Below are 16,207 nucleotides of genomic sequence, written 5' to 3'. Positions count from 1 at the left end.
CGGGCGCGCGAAGACGCTCAGCGCGCAGAGCTCGAAGACAATTCTACGACCTCCGCGGCCGCAGCGGCGACGTCCTCGTTCACGATGAGGTGGTCGAACTCGTTCTGCGCCGCCAATTCGACCTTCGCGGTGCGCAGTCTGCGAGCGCGTTCCTCCGCGCCCTCCGTGCCTCGTCCGACCAGCCGCTGGACGAGTTCGTCCCAGGTCGGAGGCAGCAGGAAGATGAGCGTGGCAGCAGGCTCCGCCTTGCGCACCTGGCGTGCGCCCTGCAGGTCGATCTCGAGCAGCACGGTCTTGCCTGCAGCGAGAGCGGCGTCGATCGGAGCCCGCGGCGTGCCGTAGCGCGACTTGTTGTGGACGACGGCGTACTCCAGGAGTTCGTCGTCCGCGATCAGACGGTCGAACTCCGCATCGTCGACGAAGTAGTAGTGCACGCCATCGATCTCGCCAGGTCGCGGTGCGCGCGTCGTCGCCGAGACCGACAGATGGATCTCGGGGTTGTGCTCACGGATGTGGGCGGCGACGGTGCCCTTGCCGACTGCCGTGGGCCCGGCGAGCACGAGCAGACGGCTTCGTGCGCCACGCGGCTCGAGCAGCGGGAAGCGCACGTCGAGCCACTGCGAGAGCGCCACCCGCTGGCGGACGCCGAGCCCTCCCAGTCGCTTGACCGGCGAGATGTGCAGCTCTGCCAGGATGCGGTCGCGCTTGCCCGCGCCGATCGCGGGGAGAGCGAGCAGGAAGTCCGTGATGCGCATGGACCCCTCGACCGAGTCCGGGTCTGCGGTCGCCCGCTCGAGCACGGCCTGCGGTGTGACGACACGCGTGGTCAGATCGCGTTTGAGCGATGCGCGGGCGCGGCGCCGTTCGACCGCCTTGCGTGCGGCGGCAGCGCGGTCGACCTCGGGGACGGGACGGGACTCAGCCACGGCCGGCCTCCCTGTACTCTGCGACGCGGGCGTCGATGGCGGCGGCGAGACCGGCGGGTCCGGCCGAGAGGATGCTGCGGCTCTCGCTCGCGATGACGGCGGCGCTCATCGAACCGAACCGGCGGTGCAGGTCTGACGGCGTCGCACCCTGCGTGCCGAATCCCGGAGCGAGGATGGGTGCCACCGGTGCGAAGGCGGCGATGCCGGCATCCGTCCAGTCCACGGTCGCGCCGATGACGAAGCCGAAGCTCCCCCACTCCCCTGCGGGCGTGTGCTCGGTGTTGCGCGCCGAGACGACCGAGACGATGTCCGCCGAGACGGCACGGCCGGTCTCGGAGATCGAGCGCTGCAGCACCTCGGCTTCGGGGTTGCTCGTGGCAGCCAGCACGAACAGACCCTTGTCGTGCTGATCGGCGAGGGCGAAGGCGCCGTCGAGCGCGCCGACACCCAGGAACGGGTTCACGGTGAGGGCGTCGGCCTCGAGCGGAGACCCCGGGGTGAGCCAGGCAGCCGCGTAGGCGTCCATGGTCGACCCGATGTCGCCGCGCTTGGCATCCGCGATCACGAGGAGGCCGGTGTCCCTCGCAGCCGCGATGACCTCTTCGAGCGCCGCGAATCCTGCGGATCCGAAGCGCTCGAAGAACGACACCTGAGGCTTCACGATCGCGGCACGGCCCGCCGCGGCCTCGACCGTGCGCAGCCCGAACTCCCGGACGCCCGAGGCGTCGTCGCCGAGGCCCCAGGATCCGAGCAGGGCGGCGTGCGGGTCGATGCCCACGCACAGCGGGCCGTGCGCCGCGAGGGCGACACGGACCCGTTCGCCGAAGCGTGCGCTCACACTGCGGCCTTCCGGTCGAGGGCGTACTCCTGCAGGCTCTTCACCTGGAAGCCCTCGTGCGCTGCGTCCATACCGCTCACGGCGGCGCCGAGCACCGCCATCGTGGTGAACAGCGCCTTGTCGGCCGCGACAGCCGCCGCGCGGATCTCATAGCCGTCTGCACGCGCCGCGCCCCCGGACGGCGTGTTCACGACGATGTCGATCGAGCCGTCGTTGATGAGGTCGACGATGTTCGTCGCGCCGGACTCCTGGGTCTCGCTGTACTTCTCGACCACCGTCACCGCGATGCCGTTGCGCGAGAGGATCTCGGCAGTGCCCTCGGTGGCGACGATCGTGAACCCCAGCTGCTGCAGGCGATGCGCCGGCAGGATCACGGCGCGCTTGTCGGAGTCCGCGACCGAGATGAACACCGTGCCGGAGGTCGGCATTCCGCCGTACGCGGCCGCCTGGCTCTTGGCGAACGCGGTCGGGAAGTCGCGGTCGATGCCCATGACCTCGCCGGTCGAGCGCATCTCCGGGCCGAGGATCGAGTCGACGGTCTTGCCGTCGGCCGTACGGAACCGCTTGAACGGAAGCACGGCCTCCTTGACCGAGACGGGGGCGTCGAGGGGCACTCGCGAGCCGTCCTGCTCGGGCAGCATGCCCTCGGCGCGGAGCTCCGCGATCGTCGACCCCACCATCACACGGCTCGCGGCCTTGGCCATCGGTATGCCCAGCGCCTTAGAGACGAAGGGCACGGTGCGGCTCGCGCGCGGATTCGCCTCGATCACGTAGAGGACGCCGGCGCTGATCGCGAACTGCACGTTGAGCAGGCCACGGACGCCCACGCCCTTCGCGATCGCGAGTGTCGCCTCGCGCACCCGGTCGATGTCGGTGCGGCCGAGCGAGACGGGCGGAAGGGTGCAGCTCGAGTCGCCCGAGTGGATGCCGGCCTCTTCGAGGTGCTCCATCACGCCGCCGATGAACAGTTCGGTGCCGTCGTAGAGGGCGTCGACATCGAGCTCGATCGCGTCATCGAGGAAGCGATCGACGAGCAGGGGCTTGCCCTCCTCGATGATGACCTCGCCCGCCGTGCGCACGAAGTACTCGCGCAGCGACTCGGAGCTGTAGACGATCTCCATGCCGCGTCCGCCGAGCACGAAGCTCGGACGCACGAGCACCGGGTATCCGATCTCCTCGGCGACGGCCACCGCGCCGTCCGCGTCCACAGCGGTGCCGTGGCGCGGGGCGATGAGGCCTGCCGTGTCGAGCAGCTGCGAGAACAGCTCGCGCTCCTCGGCGATGTCGATGGCCTCCGGGCTGGTGCCGAGCACCTGGTAGCCGGCTGCCTCGATGCCCTTTGCGAGCCCCAGCGGCGTCTGGCCGCCGAGCTGGCAGACGACTCCGAGGATGGTGCCGCTCGCGGCTTCCGCGTCGAGCACCTCCAGCACGTCCTCCAGCGTGAGCGGCTCGAAGTAGAGCCGGTCGGACGTGTCGTAGTCGGTGGACACCGTCTCGGGGTTGCAGTTGACCATGATGGTCTCGAAGCCGGCATCCGAGAGGGCGAACGACGCGTGCACGCACGAGTAGTCGAACTCGACGCCCTGACCGATGCGGTTCGGACCCGATCCGATGATCACGACCTTGGTGCGATCGGACGGTGTGACCTCGGTCTCGAAGTCGTAGCTCGAGTAGTGGTAAGGCGTGAGAGCCGGGAACTCGCCGGCGCAGGTGTCGACGGTCTTGAACACCGGACGGATGCCGAGTCCGTGGCGCACGCCGCGGATCTCCGCTTCCTTCTCGCCGCGGAGCTCCGCGATCTGCGCGTCGGAGAAGCCGTGCTCCTTGGCGTAGCGCAGCGTGGCCGCGTCGAGCTCCGGTGCCGTGCGCACGATCTCGGCGACCTCGTTGATCAGGACGATCTGGTCGATGAACCAGGGATCGATCGCCGTGGCCTCGAACGCCTGCTCGACCGTCGCGCCCTTGCGCAGCGCCTGCTGGAGGGTGACGATCCGACCGTCCGTCGGGACCTTCGAGATCTCGAGCAGCTCGTCGACGGAACGGCTCTCCGCGCCCCAGTGGAAGCTGGAACCGCGCTTCTCGAGCGAGCGCAGCGCCTTCTGCAGCGCGGTCGCGTAGTTGCGGCCGATCGCCATCGCCTCGCCGACCGACTTCATGGTGGTCGTCAGCGTCGCGTCAGCGGCCGGGAACTTCTCGAACGCGAACCGCGGCACCTTGACGACGACATAGTCGAGCGTGGGCTCGAAGCTCGCCGGGGTGACGCCCGTGATGTCGTTCGGGATCTCATCGAGACGGTAGCCGAGCGCCAGCTTCGCGGCGAGCTTCGCGATCGGGAACCCCGTGGCCTTGGAGGCCAGGGCGCTCGAGCGCGAGACGCGAGGGTTCATCTCGATGACGATGATGCGCCCGTTGCTCGGGTCGATGGCGAACTGGATGTTGCAGCCGCCGGTGTCGACGCCCACCGCGCGGATGATGTCGATGCCGATGTCGCGGAGCTTCTGGTATTCGCGGTCCGTGAGCGTCAGAGCGGGAGCCACGGTGATCGAGTCGCCCGTGTGGACGCCGACGGGGTCGACGTTCTCGATCGAGCAGACGACCACCGTGTTGTCGGCGGTGTCGCGCATGAGCTCGAGCTCGTACTCCTTCCAGCCGAGGATCGACTCCTCCAGGAGCACCTCCGTGGTCGGAGAGTCGCGCAGACCGGCACCGCCGATGCGACGCAGATCCGCCTCGTCGTAGGCGAAGCCGGACCCGAGACCGCCCATCGTGAACGAGGGGCGCACGACGAGCGGGTAGCCCAGCTCGGCCGCTCCCTCGAGCAGGTCGTCCATGGTGTGCGCGATGATGCTGCGGGCGACGTCGGCGCCGGCATCGAGCACGAGCTGCTTGAAGATCTGGCGGTCCTCGCCCTTGTTGATGGCTTCGAAGCTCGCACCGATCAGCTCGACGTCGTACTTCTCGAGGATGCCGTGGTTGTGCAGCTCGATCGCGGCGTTCAGGGCCGTCTGCCCGCCGAGGGTCGGCAGGATCGCGTCGGGACGCTCCTTCGCGATGATCGTCTCGATGACCTGCCAGGTGATCGGCTCGATGTACGTCGCGTCGGCGAAGTCGGGGTCGGTCATGATCGTCGCCGGGTTGGAGTTGACCAGGATGACCCTCACGCCCTCCTCGCGCAGGACGCGGCAGGCCTGGGTGCCGGAGTAGTCGAACTCGCACGCCTGACCGATGACGATCGGGCCGGAGCCGATGACGAGAACGGAGTTGATGTCGTCGCGCTTGGGCATTACTTGGTGTCCTTCTTGCTGGCGATGACCATGTCACGGAACCGGTCGAAGAGATAGTTGGCGTCGTGCGGTCCGGCCGCAGCCTCCGGGTGGTACTGCACCGAGAACGCCGGGATGTCGAGAGCGCGGAGGCCCTCGACCACGTTGTCGTTCAGGCCGATGTGACTGACCTCGACCTTGCCGTAGCCGTGGGGGCTGTCGAACGAGCCCTCCAGCGGCGCCTCCACGGCGAACCCGTGGTTGTGCGCGGTGATCTCGACGCGTCCGGTGGACTTGTCGAGTACGGGCTGGTTGATGCCGCGGTGCCCGAACGGCAGCTTGTAGGTGCCGAGACCCAGCGCCCTGCCGAGCAGCTGGTTGCCGAAGCAGATGCCGAAGAAGGGCAGCCCGTCGTCGAGCACCGAGCGCAGCAGCTCGACATGGTCCCCGGAGGCTGCGGGGTCGCCAGGGCCGTTCGAGTAGAAGACGGCGACGGGATCGATCGCACGGATGTCATCGATCGTGACGTTCTGAGGCAGGACGTGCACCTCGAAGCCACGGGCCGCCAGGTTGTCGATCGTGGCCTGCTTGACGCCGAGGTCGAGGACGGCGAGGTTGCCGACCCGCTCCCCCATCGCCGTCGTGACCGTGGCGACGTCGACCGAGACCTGCGCCGAGAGGTTCTGGCCGGCCATCTGAGGCGCCTCGCGCACGAGGCGCAGCTGCTCGTCGGCGTCGATCTGCGCGGCCTCGCCCGAGAAGACGCCGCCGCGCATAGACCCGGCAGAGCGGATGTGCCGCGTGATCGATCGGGTGTCGATGCCGCTGATGCCGACGATGCCGTCCCGCTCGAGGATCTCGTCCAGCGAAGCGGTCGCACGCCAGTTCGAGACGACTCGTGACGGGTCGCGCACGATGTAGCCGGCGACCCAGATGCGACGGGACTCAGGGTCCTCGTCGTTCATGCCGGTGTTGCCGATGTGCGGGGCCGTCTGCAGGACGATCTGGCCCGCGTACGACGGGTCGGTGAGCGTCTCCTGGTATCCGGACATGCCGGTCGAGAAGACGACCTCGCCGAAGGTGGTGCCCAGCGCGCCGTATGCACGGCCGACGTGGCGGGTCCCGTCTTCGAGGACGAGGACGGCGGGTTCGGGGAGGGCTGTCATGACGTTGCTCCTGTGTCGGGGGCGGCGCTGTCGTCCGTGGCGGGGACGAGGCGCTGCAGTTCTGAGATGAAGTTCTGGGGATCGCCGTCGGTGACCCGGAGATACGAGTCGACGATCGTGTCGTCGTCCGCATTCCAGGCGACGCGGACGAGTCCACCCGGTTCGACGACGCGGTCGATCGTCACCGTGGCGCGGTCGACGCTCGCGAGCCGTGCAGAGGCGAGGAAGACGGTCGGCGCACCGTCGAGGCAGAGTGCGAGTCCGCGATCGGTGACCGCAGCCTCTCCCCTGGCGCGATAGGCGAGCGGCCGGATGGCGAGGCGCTCCAGCGGCTGATCGTGCTTCGTCGTCGAGACGTAGAGCACCTCGTGACGGTCGAGGACCTCCGCATGCTCCGGCACGCCCAAGGGAGCCGCCAGACCCGAGTCGCGTCGGAGTCGTCGGCGCCACGCCGTGAACATGGCGACCAGGACGAGTGCCGCCACGGCGATCGTGATCGCGATGGCGATGTCGCGCGTGCTCATGCGTTCAGCTCCTCGACCACGGATCCGCCGTCGACCGTCAGCAGCCCGCGGTGGATCGTGAACTCGACGCGGCCGGGGAGGTCGCGACCGAGGTACGGCGAGTTCACACTCCGACCGTGCAGGTCGGATTCGGTGAAGACGCCGGCGGCGGACGGGTCGTAGAGGGTGATCTGCGCAGCGGCACCGGCCTGCAGGGGCAGCCCATGATCGGACAGACGTCCGATCCGTGCGGGGGCCGCACTCATCACCCGGGCGACGTCCTCCCAGCCGATCAGGCCGGTCTGCACCATCGACTGGTGCACGACGCGCAGGGCGCTCTCGAGTCCGACCATGCCGTTGGCTGCGGCCTGCCACTCGCACGACTTGTGCTCGCTCGGGTGCGGGGCGTGATCGGTCGCCACGATGTCGATGGTGCCGTCGGCGAGGCCCTCGCGCACCGCCATGACGTCTTCCTCACGGCGCAGCGGCGGGTTGACCTTGTAGCGGGCGTCGTAGCCGCGCACCAGTTCATCGGTGAGCAGGAGGTGGTGCGGGGTGACCTCGGCCGTGACGTTGATCCCCCGCTTCTTCGCCCAGCGGATGATGTCGACAGAGCCTGCGGTCGACAGGTGGCACACGTGCAGTCGGGATCCGACATGCTCCGCGAGGAGCACATCGCGAGCGATGATCGACTCCTCCGCGACCGCCGGCCATCCGGCGAGTCCGAGCTCGGCCGACACTGTGCCCTCGTTCATCTGGGCGCCCTCGGTGAGGCGTGGATCCTGAGCGTGCTGCGCGATGACTCCGTCGAACGACTTCACATACTCGAGTGCGCGCCGCATGATCAGCGGATCGAAGACGCAGAAGCCGTCGTCGCTGAAGACGCGCACCTGGGCGCGCGAGGTGGCCATCGCACCGAGTTCGGCGAGGCGCTCGCCCTTCTGCCCCACGGTGACGGCGCCGATGGGCTGCACGGTCGCGTACCCGGCGGCCTCGCCCAGGGCGAGCTCCTGCTCGACCACACCGGCCGTGTCCGCGACCGGCGAGGTGTTCGGCATCGCGAACACCGCCGTGAACCCGCCTGCCGCCGCAGCACGGGTCCCGGTGAGGATCGTCTCGGAGGCTTCGTAGCCCGGCTCCCGGAGGTGGGTGTGCAGGTCGACGAGTCCGGGAAGGGCCACCAGGCCGTCGGCGTCGATGACTCGCGCACCGGAGCGGCTCAGTCCGGTGCCGATCTCGGAGATCTGCCCGTTCTCCACGATGATGTCGGCGCGCTCGGCACCGAGAAGCTGTGCTCCGGTGATGACGAGGGTCTCGCTCACTGGTCTCCCCCTCGTTCGTCGTCTCGTTCTCCTGCAAGGAGCAGGTACAGCACCGCCATGCGGATGGACACCCCGTTCGTCACCTGTTCCAGCACTGTCGAGCGCGGGGAATCTGCGGCTTCGGAGGATATCTCCAACCCTCGGTTCATGGGTCCGGGGTGCATCACAATGCTACCGTCCGGAAGGCCGGCCACACGCAGTGCGTCCAGACCCCATCGCCTGGAATACTCCCGCTCAGTGGGGAAATATGCAGCGCTCATCCGTTCGAGCTGGATGCGGAGCATCATCACGGCGTCCGGACCGTCTGCCAGAGCCTGATCGAGGTCGTAGACGACCTTCGCAGGCCAGAGCGAGACGTTCTGCGGCACCAGGGTGGGCGGCGCGACCAGGGTGACCTCGGCGCCGAGCGTGGCGAGCAGCCAGACGTTCGACCGTGCGACGCGGGAGTGGAGCACGTCGCCGACGATCACGACCCGGATGCCGGCGAGATCACGACCGCGGCTGTCGGCGCCGAAGCGCCGTTTGCGGATCGTGAACGCGTCGAGGAGAGCCTGGGTCGGATGCTCGTGCGTGCCGTCGCCGGCGTTCACGACTCCGGCGGAGATCCACCCGCTGGTCGCGAGGGTCTGCGGGGCGCCGGAGGCGGGATGGCGGATGACGACCGCATCCGCTCCCATCGCCTGCAGCGTCTGGGCGGTGTCCTTGAGGCTCTCGCCCTTCGACACGCTCGAGCCCTTGGCTGCGAAGTTGATCACATCGGCTGAGAGGCGCTTTGCAGCGGCTTCGAAGGAGATGCGGGTGCGGGTCGAGTCCTCGAAGAACAGATTCACGACCGTCTTGCCGCGAAGGGTCGGAAGCTTCTTGACCTCGCGCGACTGGGTGTCGGACATGTCCTCGGCGACATCGAGGATGCGCAGAGCCGACTCTCGGTCGAGGGTGCGGGTATCCAGCAGGTGTCTCATGCTTCGATCGTCACCTCTTCGGTGCCGTCGTGCTCGGTCAGCCGGACGTTGACGCGCTCCTGGCGAGACGACGGGATGTTCTTGCCGACGAAGTCGGGGCGGATCGGGAGTTCCCGGTGGCCGCGATCGACGAGGATCGCGAGGCGGACGATCGACGGGCGACCGATCGACTGCAGCGCGTCGAGTGCGGCGCGGATGCTGCGGCCGGAGAACAGCACGTCGTCGACGAGGACGACGGTCCTGCCGTCGATCCCGCCGGCAGGGATGTCCGTGGGCCGCGGAGAACGCGTCGGCTGCGAGGCGAGGTCGTCACGGAAGAGGGTGACGTCCAAAGCCCCCACCGGAACGGTGGTCTGCGCGATGGCGCCGATCGCTGCGGACAGGCGGTGGGCGAGAGTGACGCCGCGGGTCGGAATGCCCAGCAGGACGAGGTTCTCAGCCCCTCGATTGGATTCGAGGATCTCGTGCGCGATACGGGTGAGAGCCCGCGAGATATCGGCTTCGTGCAGCACGGTTCGTGCAGACATCGGCCGCTCCCTTCTCCGCCTCACAGGACGGTGTTAAAGGTTGCTTGATGGCACCAGTCTAGCGTGCGTCAGTGCCAGCCCAGGACCTCTCGGACGACCGCCTGCGAGACGGGGGAACCGTCATCCGGGACTCCGGCGAGCGATTCGTGCGAGAGCATCGCGCCTTCCAGGCCCGCTGCCGCGGTGATCTGCTCGAGGGCGTCGCGCACGCGAGGAGCCGCGGCTCTCGAGTAGGGCGGCGCACCGCGACGCGAGGTGTGGGGAAAGACGATCAGCTCCGACACGAGGGGTCCGACGGGACGGGACGCGACGACGACCAGCGTCGGCGACAGCACACGCTGGAACGCCCGGGGGACGGGGAACGGGAGTTCGTCGATCACGAGCCCGAGCAGTGCGCGCCTCTTCGACTTCTCCTCGTCCCCGATCTCCAGCGCGACGGCCGTCCACTCGGATCCGCGGCCTCTCAGCTTCTCGTCGAAGCCATCGTGCCGTTGCTCGAAACCGGCGTCCTCGAGGAATGCCACGGCCACCCGGATCAGCCGTTCCGGCGTGGAGCGGGTGATCCATCGAGCCCCGCGGAGAGGCCCCGTGAACATCGGCATCGGCGTTCGAGCGTCGCGCCCCGATCCGTGCGGGTGCGAGGAACGAACCACGTCAGCTGGCCTCGCGAAGCACTGCGTCGGTGACCTCGTCGATCTTCGTGGAGCGGATCGGGTGGCCGCTCGTCGACAGGCAGCGGCCTGTGTTGAGGTCCCACTTCCAGTCGTGCATGCTGCAGGTCAGGATGCCGTCGTCGTCGACCTTTCCGGTCTTGGTCAGGTCGGCGCGCAGGTGGGGGCAGCGACGCTGCACGACCCAGTCGCCGATCTCGGCATCCTCGGTCTGGTCCGTCTGCTCCTGATACCAGTTCTCGACGTACTCGATGCGATCGACCGAGAGGCACTTGAGGAACGTCGTGAGGAACTCGTTGAACTTTCCGCTGCGCCCCACCTCGAACTGCATCGAGAGGAAGATCGAGTTCGACCAGTCGATCTCGTGGTCGCGGATGTTCGTCGAGACGAGGTCGGCGGGGATCGTGTACCAGTAGATGCACTCCTCGCCCGCGTACTCGCGAACCTTCGCGCGGGGGAAGTCCACGACCATGTCGAGGTCGCCGATCCTGAAGCGCACGCATCCCCCGACTCCGAGCCGGATGGTGCGCGACTTCTTCAGCAGCGGCTCCCACCAGGTCTTCAGCTCCTCGAGCATCTCGGCGGCGGGCATGACCTCGGCGCGCGACGCCTCCTCGTCACGGATCTCCCGCCGTCGGGAGGCGCGCTGCTCCTCGAGGTAGTCCCACTTCTCGTCGAAGATGTGGGCGAGCTCGGCCTCGGTGTAGAGCGACTGCTCGGTGGACACGGAGCCGCTCTCGACGGTGACCACCGTGCCCGGCACGAACAGATGTCCGTCGTACTGGGGCGAGAGCTCCTTCATGTGGGCCAGGAACTGCTTCTGGTCGGTGAAGATCGATTCGCCGTTGCGCCCGACGCCGTTGAAATCGAAGAGCTCGTCGCGCAGGAACATCGGCGGACCGGCCATCGGGAAGACGTGAGGCGCGTCCACCTTGTCGATGTAGTACATCGCCCGCTTGTTCTGCGCGTCGCGCTTGAGCTTCGCGAAGTTCTGCTTCGCATCCAGCGGCAGGTCATAGACCATGGGCCACCAGATCGCACCCGAGACCTGCGTGAAGTACGCGTCGGGCTTGCCGAAGTGCAGCAACGTGTCGAGATCGAGAGGGTGCGAGTCGTTCTGGTTGAGCACCGAGCCGGTGCCGTCGTCGACGCTCAGCGACGAGTCTCCGATGGGTCCGTCGCTCGGAGCGCGCAGCGGAGTGATCATGATCTTCAGATCGCCGCGCTCGATGATCTCACCGGCCGGGGCGTAGGTGATGTTCGTGTAGCCCAGCGCCCTGATGTCCTGCTCGAGGTCATCGATCGGGTACTCGGGTAGCAGCACCTCGATGTCCTTGCGGATGTAGCGCTCGAGGAGCCGGGGATCGAAGTGGTCGCGGTGCCGGTGCGAGACGTACAGGAAGTCCGCTTCGCGTCCGAAACGCTCCCAGTCGAGCCCGCGGTTGTCGGGGAACGGGAACCACGAGCCGAAGAACGAGGGCCCGAGAACCGGGTCGCAGATGATGTTCCCGCCGACCGTCTCGATGAACATCCCGGCGTGGCCGAGTCCCGTGATCCGCATGCATTCCTCCTGAAGTGAACCGTTCGATTCTACCGACGGGGTCCTGGGCGGACGCGGTGACCCGGCCGGGAGAAATCACGCGCCGTCGAACAGACCCTTGATGTCGTCTGCGGTGAGGGACTGCGCGAACAGCTCGTCGTCGTCCATCACCGCGGTGAAGAGCCTGGCCTTGCGGCGCTGCAGCTCGAGCACCTTCTCCTCGATCGTGCCGGTCGAGATCATCCGGTAGACGAACACCTGATTGGTCTGACCGATGCGGTGCGTGCGGTCGATCGCCTGCTCCTCGGCCGCGGGATTCCACCACGGATCGAGGAGGAACACGTAGTCGGCTTCCGTCAGCGTGAGTCCGAACCCACCCGCCTTCAAGCTGATGAGGAAGACCGGCTGCTCCCCCGACTTGAAGCCGTCGATCACCTGCTCTCTGCGGCGCGTCGAGCCGTCGAGATGCGCGTAAGGGATGCCGGCGGCCTCGAGCCGGGCAGCCGCGAGGTCGAGGAACGACGTGAACTGGCTGAAGACCAGAGCACGGTGGCCTTCGGCCTGCAGTTCGGCGACGCGCTCGAGCAGTGTGTCGAGCTTGCTCGACCCGATTTCGGCGTCGGCCTCGTCGACCAGCGCGGGAGCGAGACTCAGCATGCGCAGCAGGGTGAGCGAGCGGAACACGATGAAGCGGTTGCGATCGAGGTCGTCGATCAGCCCCAGGACCTTCTGCCGTTCGCGCTGCAGCACGACGTCGTAGAGGGCCCTGTGCGCCGGACTCAGCTCGACCTCGAGCAGTTGCTCCTGCTTCGCCGGCAGGTCGGGAGCGACGAGCTCTTTGGTACGTCGCAGCATCAGGGGCCTCACTCGACGACGCAGCTGAGCGAGGCGCCGCGCGCGGTACTCGCCGCCCTCCTCGTTCTCGGGCACCTTGCCCTTCTCGATCGGCTGGATGTAGCGGTCCTTGAACTTCCGAGCCGAGGGGAACAGGCCGGGGGCGGCGAGCTTGAGCAGCGACCACAGCTCGGAGAGGCTGTTCTCCATCGGGGTTCCCGTGACCGCGTACGTGACGTCGGCATGGAATGTCGAGATGGCGCGGTGGAGCCGCGTCTTGGGGTTCTTGACGAACTGGGCCTCATCGAGGATCAGTCCGGCCCACTCGATCTCGCGGAACTCCTCTTCGTCGAGTCGGGCGACCGTGTACGAGCTGACGACGAGATCGCTCGACCGGGCCGCCGCCCTCAGGACATCGGCCCGTTTCCCGCTCGTGCTGTCGACGATGGAGACACGAAGCCCGGGAGTGAATCGGGCCGCCTCCGACCGCCACGTGCTCAGGACAGACGTGGGGGCCAGCACCAGGAACGGTCTCGTCTCGCCGGCATCCCGCGTGTGCTGGACGAACGTGAGGAGCTGCAGGGTCTTGCCCAGACCCATGTCGTCGGCGAGGATCCCGCCCAGTCGGTGACGCCACAGAAAGACAAGCCAGTCGAAGCCGGCCTTCTGATAAGGGCGGAGATCGGCCTGCACTCCCGCAGGAACGGGCGTCGGCGGAACCCCCGTGGCCTGACGGAGCCCGTCGGCCGTGGCGCGCCAGCTGACAGCCGGCTGGGCCTCGTCGGCGAGGTCTTCGAACTCCTCCCACAGATCGGTCTGGTAGCGGCTGATGCGCGGACCGGTCTCCCACTCGTCGAGCTCGCCCGCCTCCTCGATGAGATCACGCAGACGATCCAGCGACGGGTGGTTGAGCGAGAAGTAGCCGCCGTCGGAGAGGAGCAGCTTCTTGCGCCCCCTGCTCAGCGCCGTGAACAGCGGTCCGAACGGGATGAGTCGACCGTCGATCGTCACGAGGATGCCGAGATCGAACCAGTCCGAGTCGGTCGATTCGACGGTCGTGACTTTGACCTCAGGATCCCCCGTCAGCTCGCGATACGCCTTGCGTTCTCCGTGGGACTCGACGCGGACGCCCACAGCCTCGAGCGCGGGAACGCCTTCCGCGATGAACGCCGCCGCATCGATGTCGTGGAACGAACCGCTCGGGCGGAAGCTCGTCGTGCGGAACTCCTGCCATGCCGCCTCGATCGCCGCGCGTCTGATCGTCTCGCTCTCGGCATCTCGCACCGCTGCGTCATTCCACGCGAACGGCACTCGGCCGAACGGACCGTACGACCACTCGAATGCGTAGCTGACGACGTCGCCGCGCTCGTAGCTGACCGTGAGCACCGCCTCCGGTTCGGGCACGTCGGGAAGCGCGACCTCCCCGACCGTGCGCACGGTGCTGCGCCGGGCCAGAAGCGGATAGGCGTCGGCGATGAACGCCTGCTCGTCGTCGGCCGGCACGAGGATAGGGTCGGAGGCCGCGAGCAGGGCACGTGTCTGCTCGCTCAACGACACTTCGGCGAGGACGACCTCGATCCGCGCACCCACGAGGCTCGCCGCGTAGACACCCGTACGACCGATCGGATGCACCTCGCGGGCGGGAATCACTCGATCGTCGATGCGCACGTCGGCGGCGACCTCCAGAGCACCCTCCTCGGTGCGACTGATCTTCGCGGAGACGTCGGCCGCGGATGCGATCCGCACCGAGGCGCTCTTCTGACTGGGAACGAGAGGGATTCCGACGTCGGTGGCCGATCGGAGGTGCCTCCACAGCAGCGGCGACTCGACCTGGTCGAGGACGAGCCACTCGCCGGCATTGCCGGAGAGCAGCGAGTCCCGCGAGATGCTGAGGAGATCCCCGAACCAGCGGTTCTGGTCGCGACCGAACTGCGAGGCGTCGCGACGGACCGCATCCCAGCCTGCGCCGCCCTGGATCCATGCACCGGTCTGCGCGCTGCGCATCATCGGGCGGATCGCCAGAAGCAGCTCACCGCTCGGGTGGGCGAGATCGCGCGCGGTCGCCGCCCGGACGGGGCGCGGCCCCCAGTGGTTCTCGCTCCGAGACTCACGGTGACGCAGTTCGATGCCGAGAGCGAGGCGCTGCGGGTGCTGCGACACCGCAGGGTCGAGCAGGGTCCGCCACGACGCTACTGCGGCGGTGCGCGGTGCGGCGGGCTTCTGCTCCGCGTCGGGCTGCCGCTGGAGAGCCGCGGCCTGCTGCGAGTACTCGTGCACATTGGACGCGAGCAGCGTGGCGACCACGTGCTTGCAGCCGCTCCGCACCGGGCAGGTGCAGCGGGTCGTCCGAACCCGTCTCGTCCCGTTGGACGAGAGGAAGACGATCTCGGTCACATACTGGGCGTCCGAGCTGCCGCGCACATGGCCCTCGAGTTCGAGCAGATCCTCGTGCCACACCACGTCGAGCACATTCCCCTCGCGGAAGTACGCGAGACCGCGCTGGTAGCCCCCGACATCGGTGATCTGCATGAGGTCGCGAAGATCGACGTGCGGCGCGGGCATGGCCCCATCCTTCCCGCGGCCTCCGACATCTCGGAGACCGCGTCCCGAGTCGTCGCTCAGGCCGCGCGAGAGACGCGTGCGAGCACGCCGTGCACGAACGCGCCCGAATCGTCGGTGGAGAACTCCTTGGCGAGTTCGACCGCCTCATCGATGGCGACAGCGGTCGGCACCGCGTCATTGAACAGGATCTCCCAGACGCCGATGCGCAGCAGCGCGCGATCGACCGCGGGCATGCGCTCGATCCTCCAATCGCGGCTGTGCGTCGTGATCTGCTCGTCGATCTCGTCGTGGTGGTCGATGATGCCGTCCACCACCTCACGGGCGTAGAGCCAGGAGGCCTCGCGAGCGGGTTCGCTCGCGGCGCGCTTGGCCTCTGCGGCCAGGGTCACCGCGATCTCGTCTCCACGGACGTCGGCGGAGAACAGGATGTCGAGTGCGCGCTTGCGCGCTTTCGTACGGGCGCTCACGCCTTACTTCTCGCGACCGAGGTAGTCGCCGGTGCGCGTGTCGACCTTGACCTTGGTGCCGGTCTCGACGAAGAGCGGCACCTGGATCTCGTAGCCCGTCTCGAGCGTGGCCGGCTTCGTTCCCGCCGACGAGCGGTCGCCCTGCACACCGGGCTCGCTGTAGGTGATCTCGAGGATCACGGACGCGGGGAGATCGATGTACAGCGGGTTGCCGTTGTTGAGCGCGATCGTGACCTGCTGGTTCTCGAGCAGGAAGTTCTTCGCGTCGCCGACGGTCGCAGCGGGGACCGTGATCTGGTCGTAGTCCGTCTGGTCCATGAACACGTACCCGTCACCATCGGTGTAGAGGTAGGTGAAGTCGCGACGGTCGACGTTCTCGATCTCGACCTTGGCGCCGGCGTTGAACGTCTTGTCGACGACCTTTCCGGTCATGACGTTCTTCAGCTTGGTGCGCACGAAGGCGCCACCCTTGCCGGGCTTGACGTGCTGGAACTCGACGACGCTCCAGAGCTGCCGCTCGATGCTCAGGACGACGCCGTTCTTGATGTCTGCGGTAGATGCCATGCGCTGGACTTTCCGTTTCTCGAGTCTGGGGGCCGCTCGCGTCCGGTCTGGACTGGGGTGGG

13 protein-coding genes are annotated in these 16,207 nt (G+C 67.8%); all 13 read right to left on the bottom strand.

Features of this window, described 5'->3' with window-relative positions; all coding sequences use genetic code 11:
* Positions 1 to 17 precede the first annotated feature (17 nt).
* Positions 18 to 926 (bottom strand): guanylate kinase, encoded by a 909-nt coding sequence (gmk, locus tag LQZ85_RS08535; RefSeq protein ID WP_056278768.1) that lies wholly within the window; start codon positions 924 to 926, stop codon positions 18 to 20.
* The gene (pyrF, locus tag LQZ85_RS08530; protein WP_056278769.1) at positions 919 to 1,764 is read right to left on the bottom strand and encodes an orotidine-5'-phosphate decarboxylase; all 846 of its coding nucleotides are present in this window, start codon (positions 1,762 to 1,764) and stop codon (positions 919 to 921) included. Before pyrF ends, gmk begins: the two co-directional genes overlap by 8 nt.
* On the bottom strand, positions 1,761 to 5,048 hold the full coding sequence (gene carB, locus LQZ85_RS08525) for a carbamoyl-phosphate synthase large subunit (protein WP_053096119.1): 3,288 nt from the start codon (positions 5,046 to 5,048) through the stop codon (positions 1,761 to 1,763). The genes pyrF and carB overlap by 4 nt, the downstream gene beginning before the upstream one ends.
* Positions 5,048 to 6,193 carry a glutamine-hydrolyzing carbamoyl-phosphate synthase small subunit gene (carA, locus tag LQZ85_RS08520; RefSeq protein ID WP_053096121.1) on the bottom strand — a complete coding sequence of 382 codons (1,146 nt, stop codon included), beginning with the start codon at positions 6,191 to 6,193 and terminating at the stop codon, positions 5,048 to 5,050. The genes carB and carA overlap by 1 nt, the downstream gene beginning before the upstream one ends.
* On the bottom strand, positions 6,190 to 6,717 hold the full coding sequence (locus LQZ85_RS08515) for a hypothetical protein (RefSeq protein ID WP_056278770.1): 528 nt from the start codon (positions 6,715 to 6,717) through the stop codon (positions 6,190 to 6,192). Before LQZ85_RS08515 ends, carA begins: the two co-directional genes overlap by 4 nt.
* Positions 6,714 to 8,018: a dihydroorotase gene (locus LQZ85_RS08510; RefSeq protein ID WP_056278771.1), complete on the bottom strand. Its 1,305-nt coding sequence runs from the start codon at positions 8,016 to 8,018 to the stop codon at positions 6,714 to 6,716. Before LQZ85_RS08510 ends, LQZ85_RS08515 begins: the two co-directional genes overlap by 4 nt.
* The gene (locus tag LQZ85_RS08505; protein ID WP_053096128.1) at positions 8,015 to 8,980 is read right to left on the bottom strand and encodes an aspartate carbamoyltransferase catalytic subunit; all 966 of its coding nucleotides are present in this window, start codon (positions 8,978 to 8,980) and stop codon (positions 8,015 to 8,017) included. The genes LQZ85_RS08510 and LQZ85_RS08505 overlap by 4 nt, the downstream gene beginning before the upstream one ends.
* Positions 8,977 to 9,507, bottom strand: coding sequence for a bifunctional pyr operon transcriptional regulator/uracil phosphoribosyltransferase PyrR (pyrR, locus tag LQZ85_RS08500; RefSeq protein ID WP_056278772.1), 531 nt, complete (start codon positions 9,505 to 9,507; stop codon positions 8,977 to 8,979). The genes LQZ85_RS08505 and pyrR overlap by 4 nt, the downstream gene beginning before the upstream one ends.
* 68 nt (positions 9,508 to 9,575) lie before the next feature.
* Positions 9,576 to 10,109 carry a hypothetical protein gene (locus LQZ85_RS08495; protein WP_157538191.1) on the bottom strand — a complete coding sequence of 178 codons (534 nt, stop codon included), beginning with the start codon at positions 10,107 to 10,109 and terminating at the stop codon, positions 9,576 to 9,578.
* Positions 10,110 to 10,161: 52 nt separating this feature from the next.
* Positions 10,162 to 11,739, bottom strand: coding sequence for a Rieske 2Fe-2S domain-containing protein (locus LQZ85_RS08490; protein ID WP_230100791.1), 1,578 nt, complete (start codon positions 11,737 to 11,739; stop codon positions 10,162 to 10,164).
* 75 nt (positions 11,740 to 11,814) lie between these two features.
* Positions 11,815 to 15,114: a DEAD/DEAH box helicase gene (locus tag LQZ85_RS08485; protein ID WP_230100790.1), complete on the bottom strand. Its 3,300-nt coding sequence runs from the start codon at positions 15,112 to 15,114 to the stop codon at positions 11,815 to 11,817.
* Between the two features lie 56 nt (positions 15,115 to 15,170).
* On the bottom strand, positions 15,171 to 15,581 hold the full coding sequence (gene nusB, locus LQZ85_RS08480) for a transcription antitermination factor NusB (RefSeq protein WP_053096135.1): 411 nt from the start codon (positions 15,579 to 15,581) through the stop codon (positions 15,171 to 15,173).
* A 3-nt stretch (positions 15,582 to 15,584) separates the two neighbouring features.
* Positions 15,585 to 16,145, bottom strand: coding sequence for an elongation factor P (efp, locus tag LQZ85_RS08475; RefSeq protein WP_053096137.1), 561 nt, complete (start codon positions 16,143 to 16,145; stop codon positions 15,585 to 15,587).
* Between the last annotated feature and the right edge of the window lie 62 nt (positions 16,146 to 16,207).

Source organism: Microbacterium sp. Bi98 (genome assembly GCF_918698045.1).
Taxonomy (GTDB): domain Bacteria; phylum Actinomycetota; class Actinomycetes; order Actinomycetales; family Microbacteriaceae; genus Microbacterium.
This window is presented reverse-complemented; position numbering and strand designations above follow the sequence as displayed.

Coding starts and splice junctions, on each gene's coding strand:
- LQZ85_RS08505 (WP_053096128.1), bottom strand. CDS start 8,980: ATGAGACACCTGCTGGATACCCGCACCCTCGACCGAGAGTCGGCTCTG.
- LQZ85_RS08515 (WP_056278770.1), bottom strand. CDS start 6,717: ATGAGCACGCGCGACATCGCCATCGCGATCACGATCGCCGTGGCGGCA.
- carB (WP_053096119.1), bottom strand. CDS start 5,048: ATGCCCAAGCGCGACGACATCAACTCCGTTCTCGTCATCGGCTCCGGC.
- efp (WP_053096137.1), bottom strand. CDS start 16,145: ATGGCATCTACCGCAGACATCAAGAACGGCGTCGTCCTGAGCATCGAG.
- pyrR (WP_056278772.1), bottom strand. CDS start 9,507: ATGTCTGCACGAACCGTGCTGCACGAAGCCGATATCTCGCGGGCTCTC.
- LQZ85_RS08490 (WP_230100791.1), bottom strand. CDS start 11,739: ATGCGGATCACGGGACTCGGCCACGCCGGGATGTTCATCGAGACGGTC.
- carA (WP_053096121.1), bottom strand. CDS start 6,193: ATGACAGCCCTCCCCGAACCCGCCGTCCTCGTCCTCGAAGACGGGACC.
- LQZ85_RS08485 (WP_230100790.1), bottom strand. CDS start 15,114: ATGCCCGCGCCGCACGTCGATCTTCGCGACCTCATGCAGATCACCGAT.
- LQZ85_RS08495 (WP_157538191.1), bottom strand. CDS start 10,109: ATGCCGATGTTCACGGGGCCTCTCCGCGGGGCTCGATGGATCACCCGC.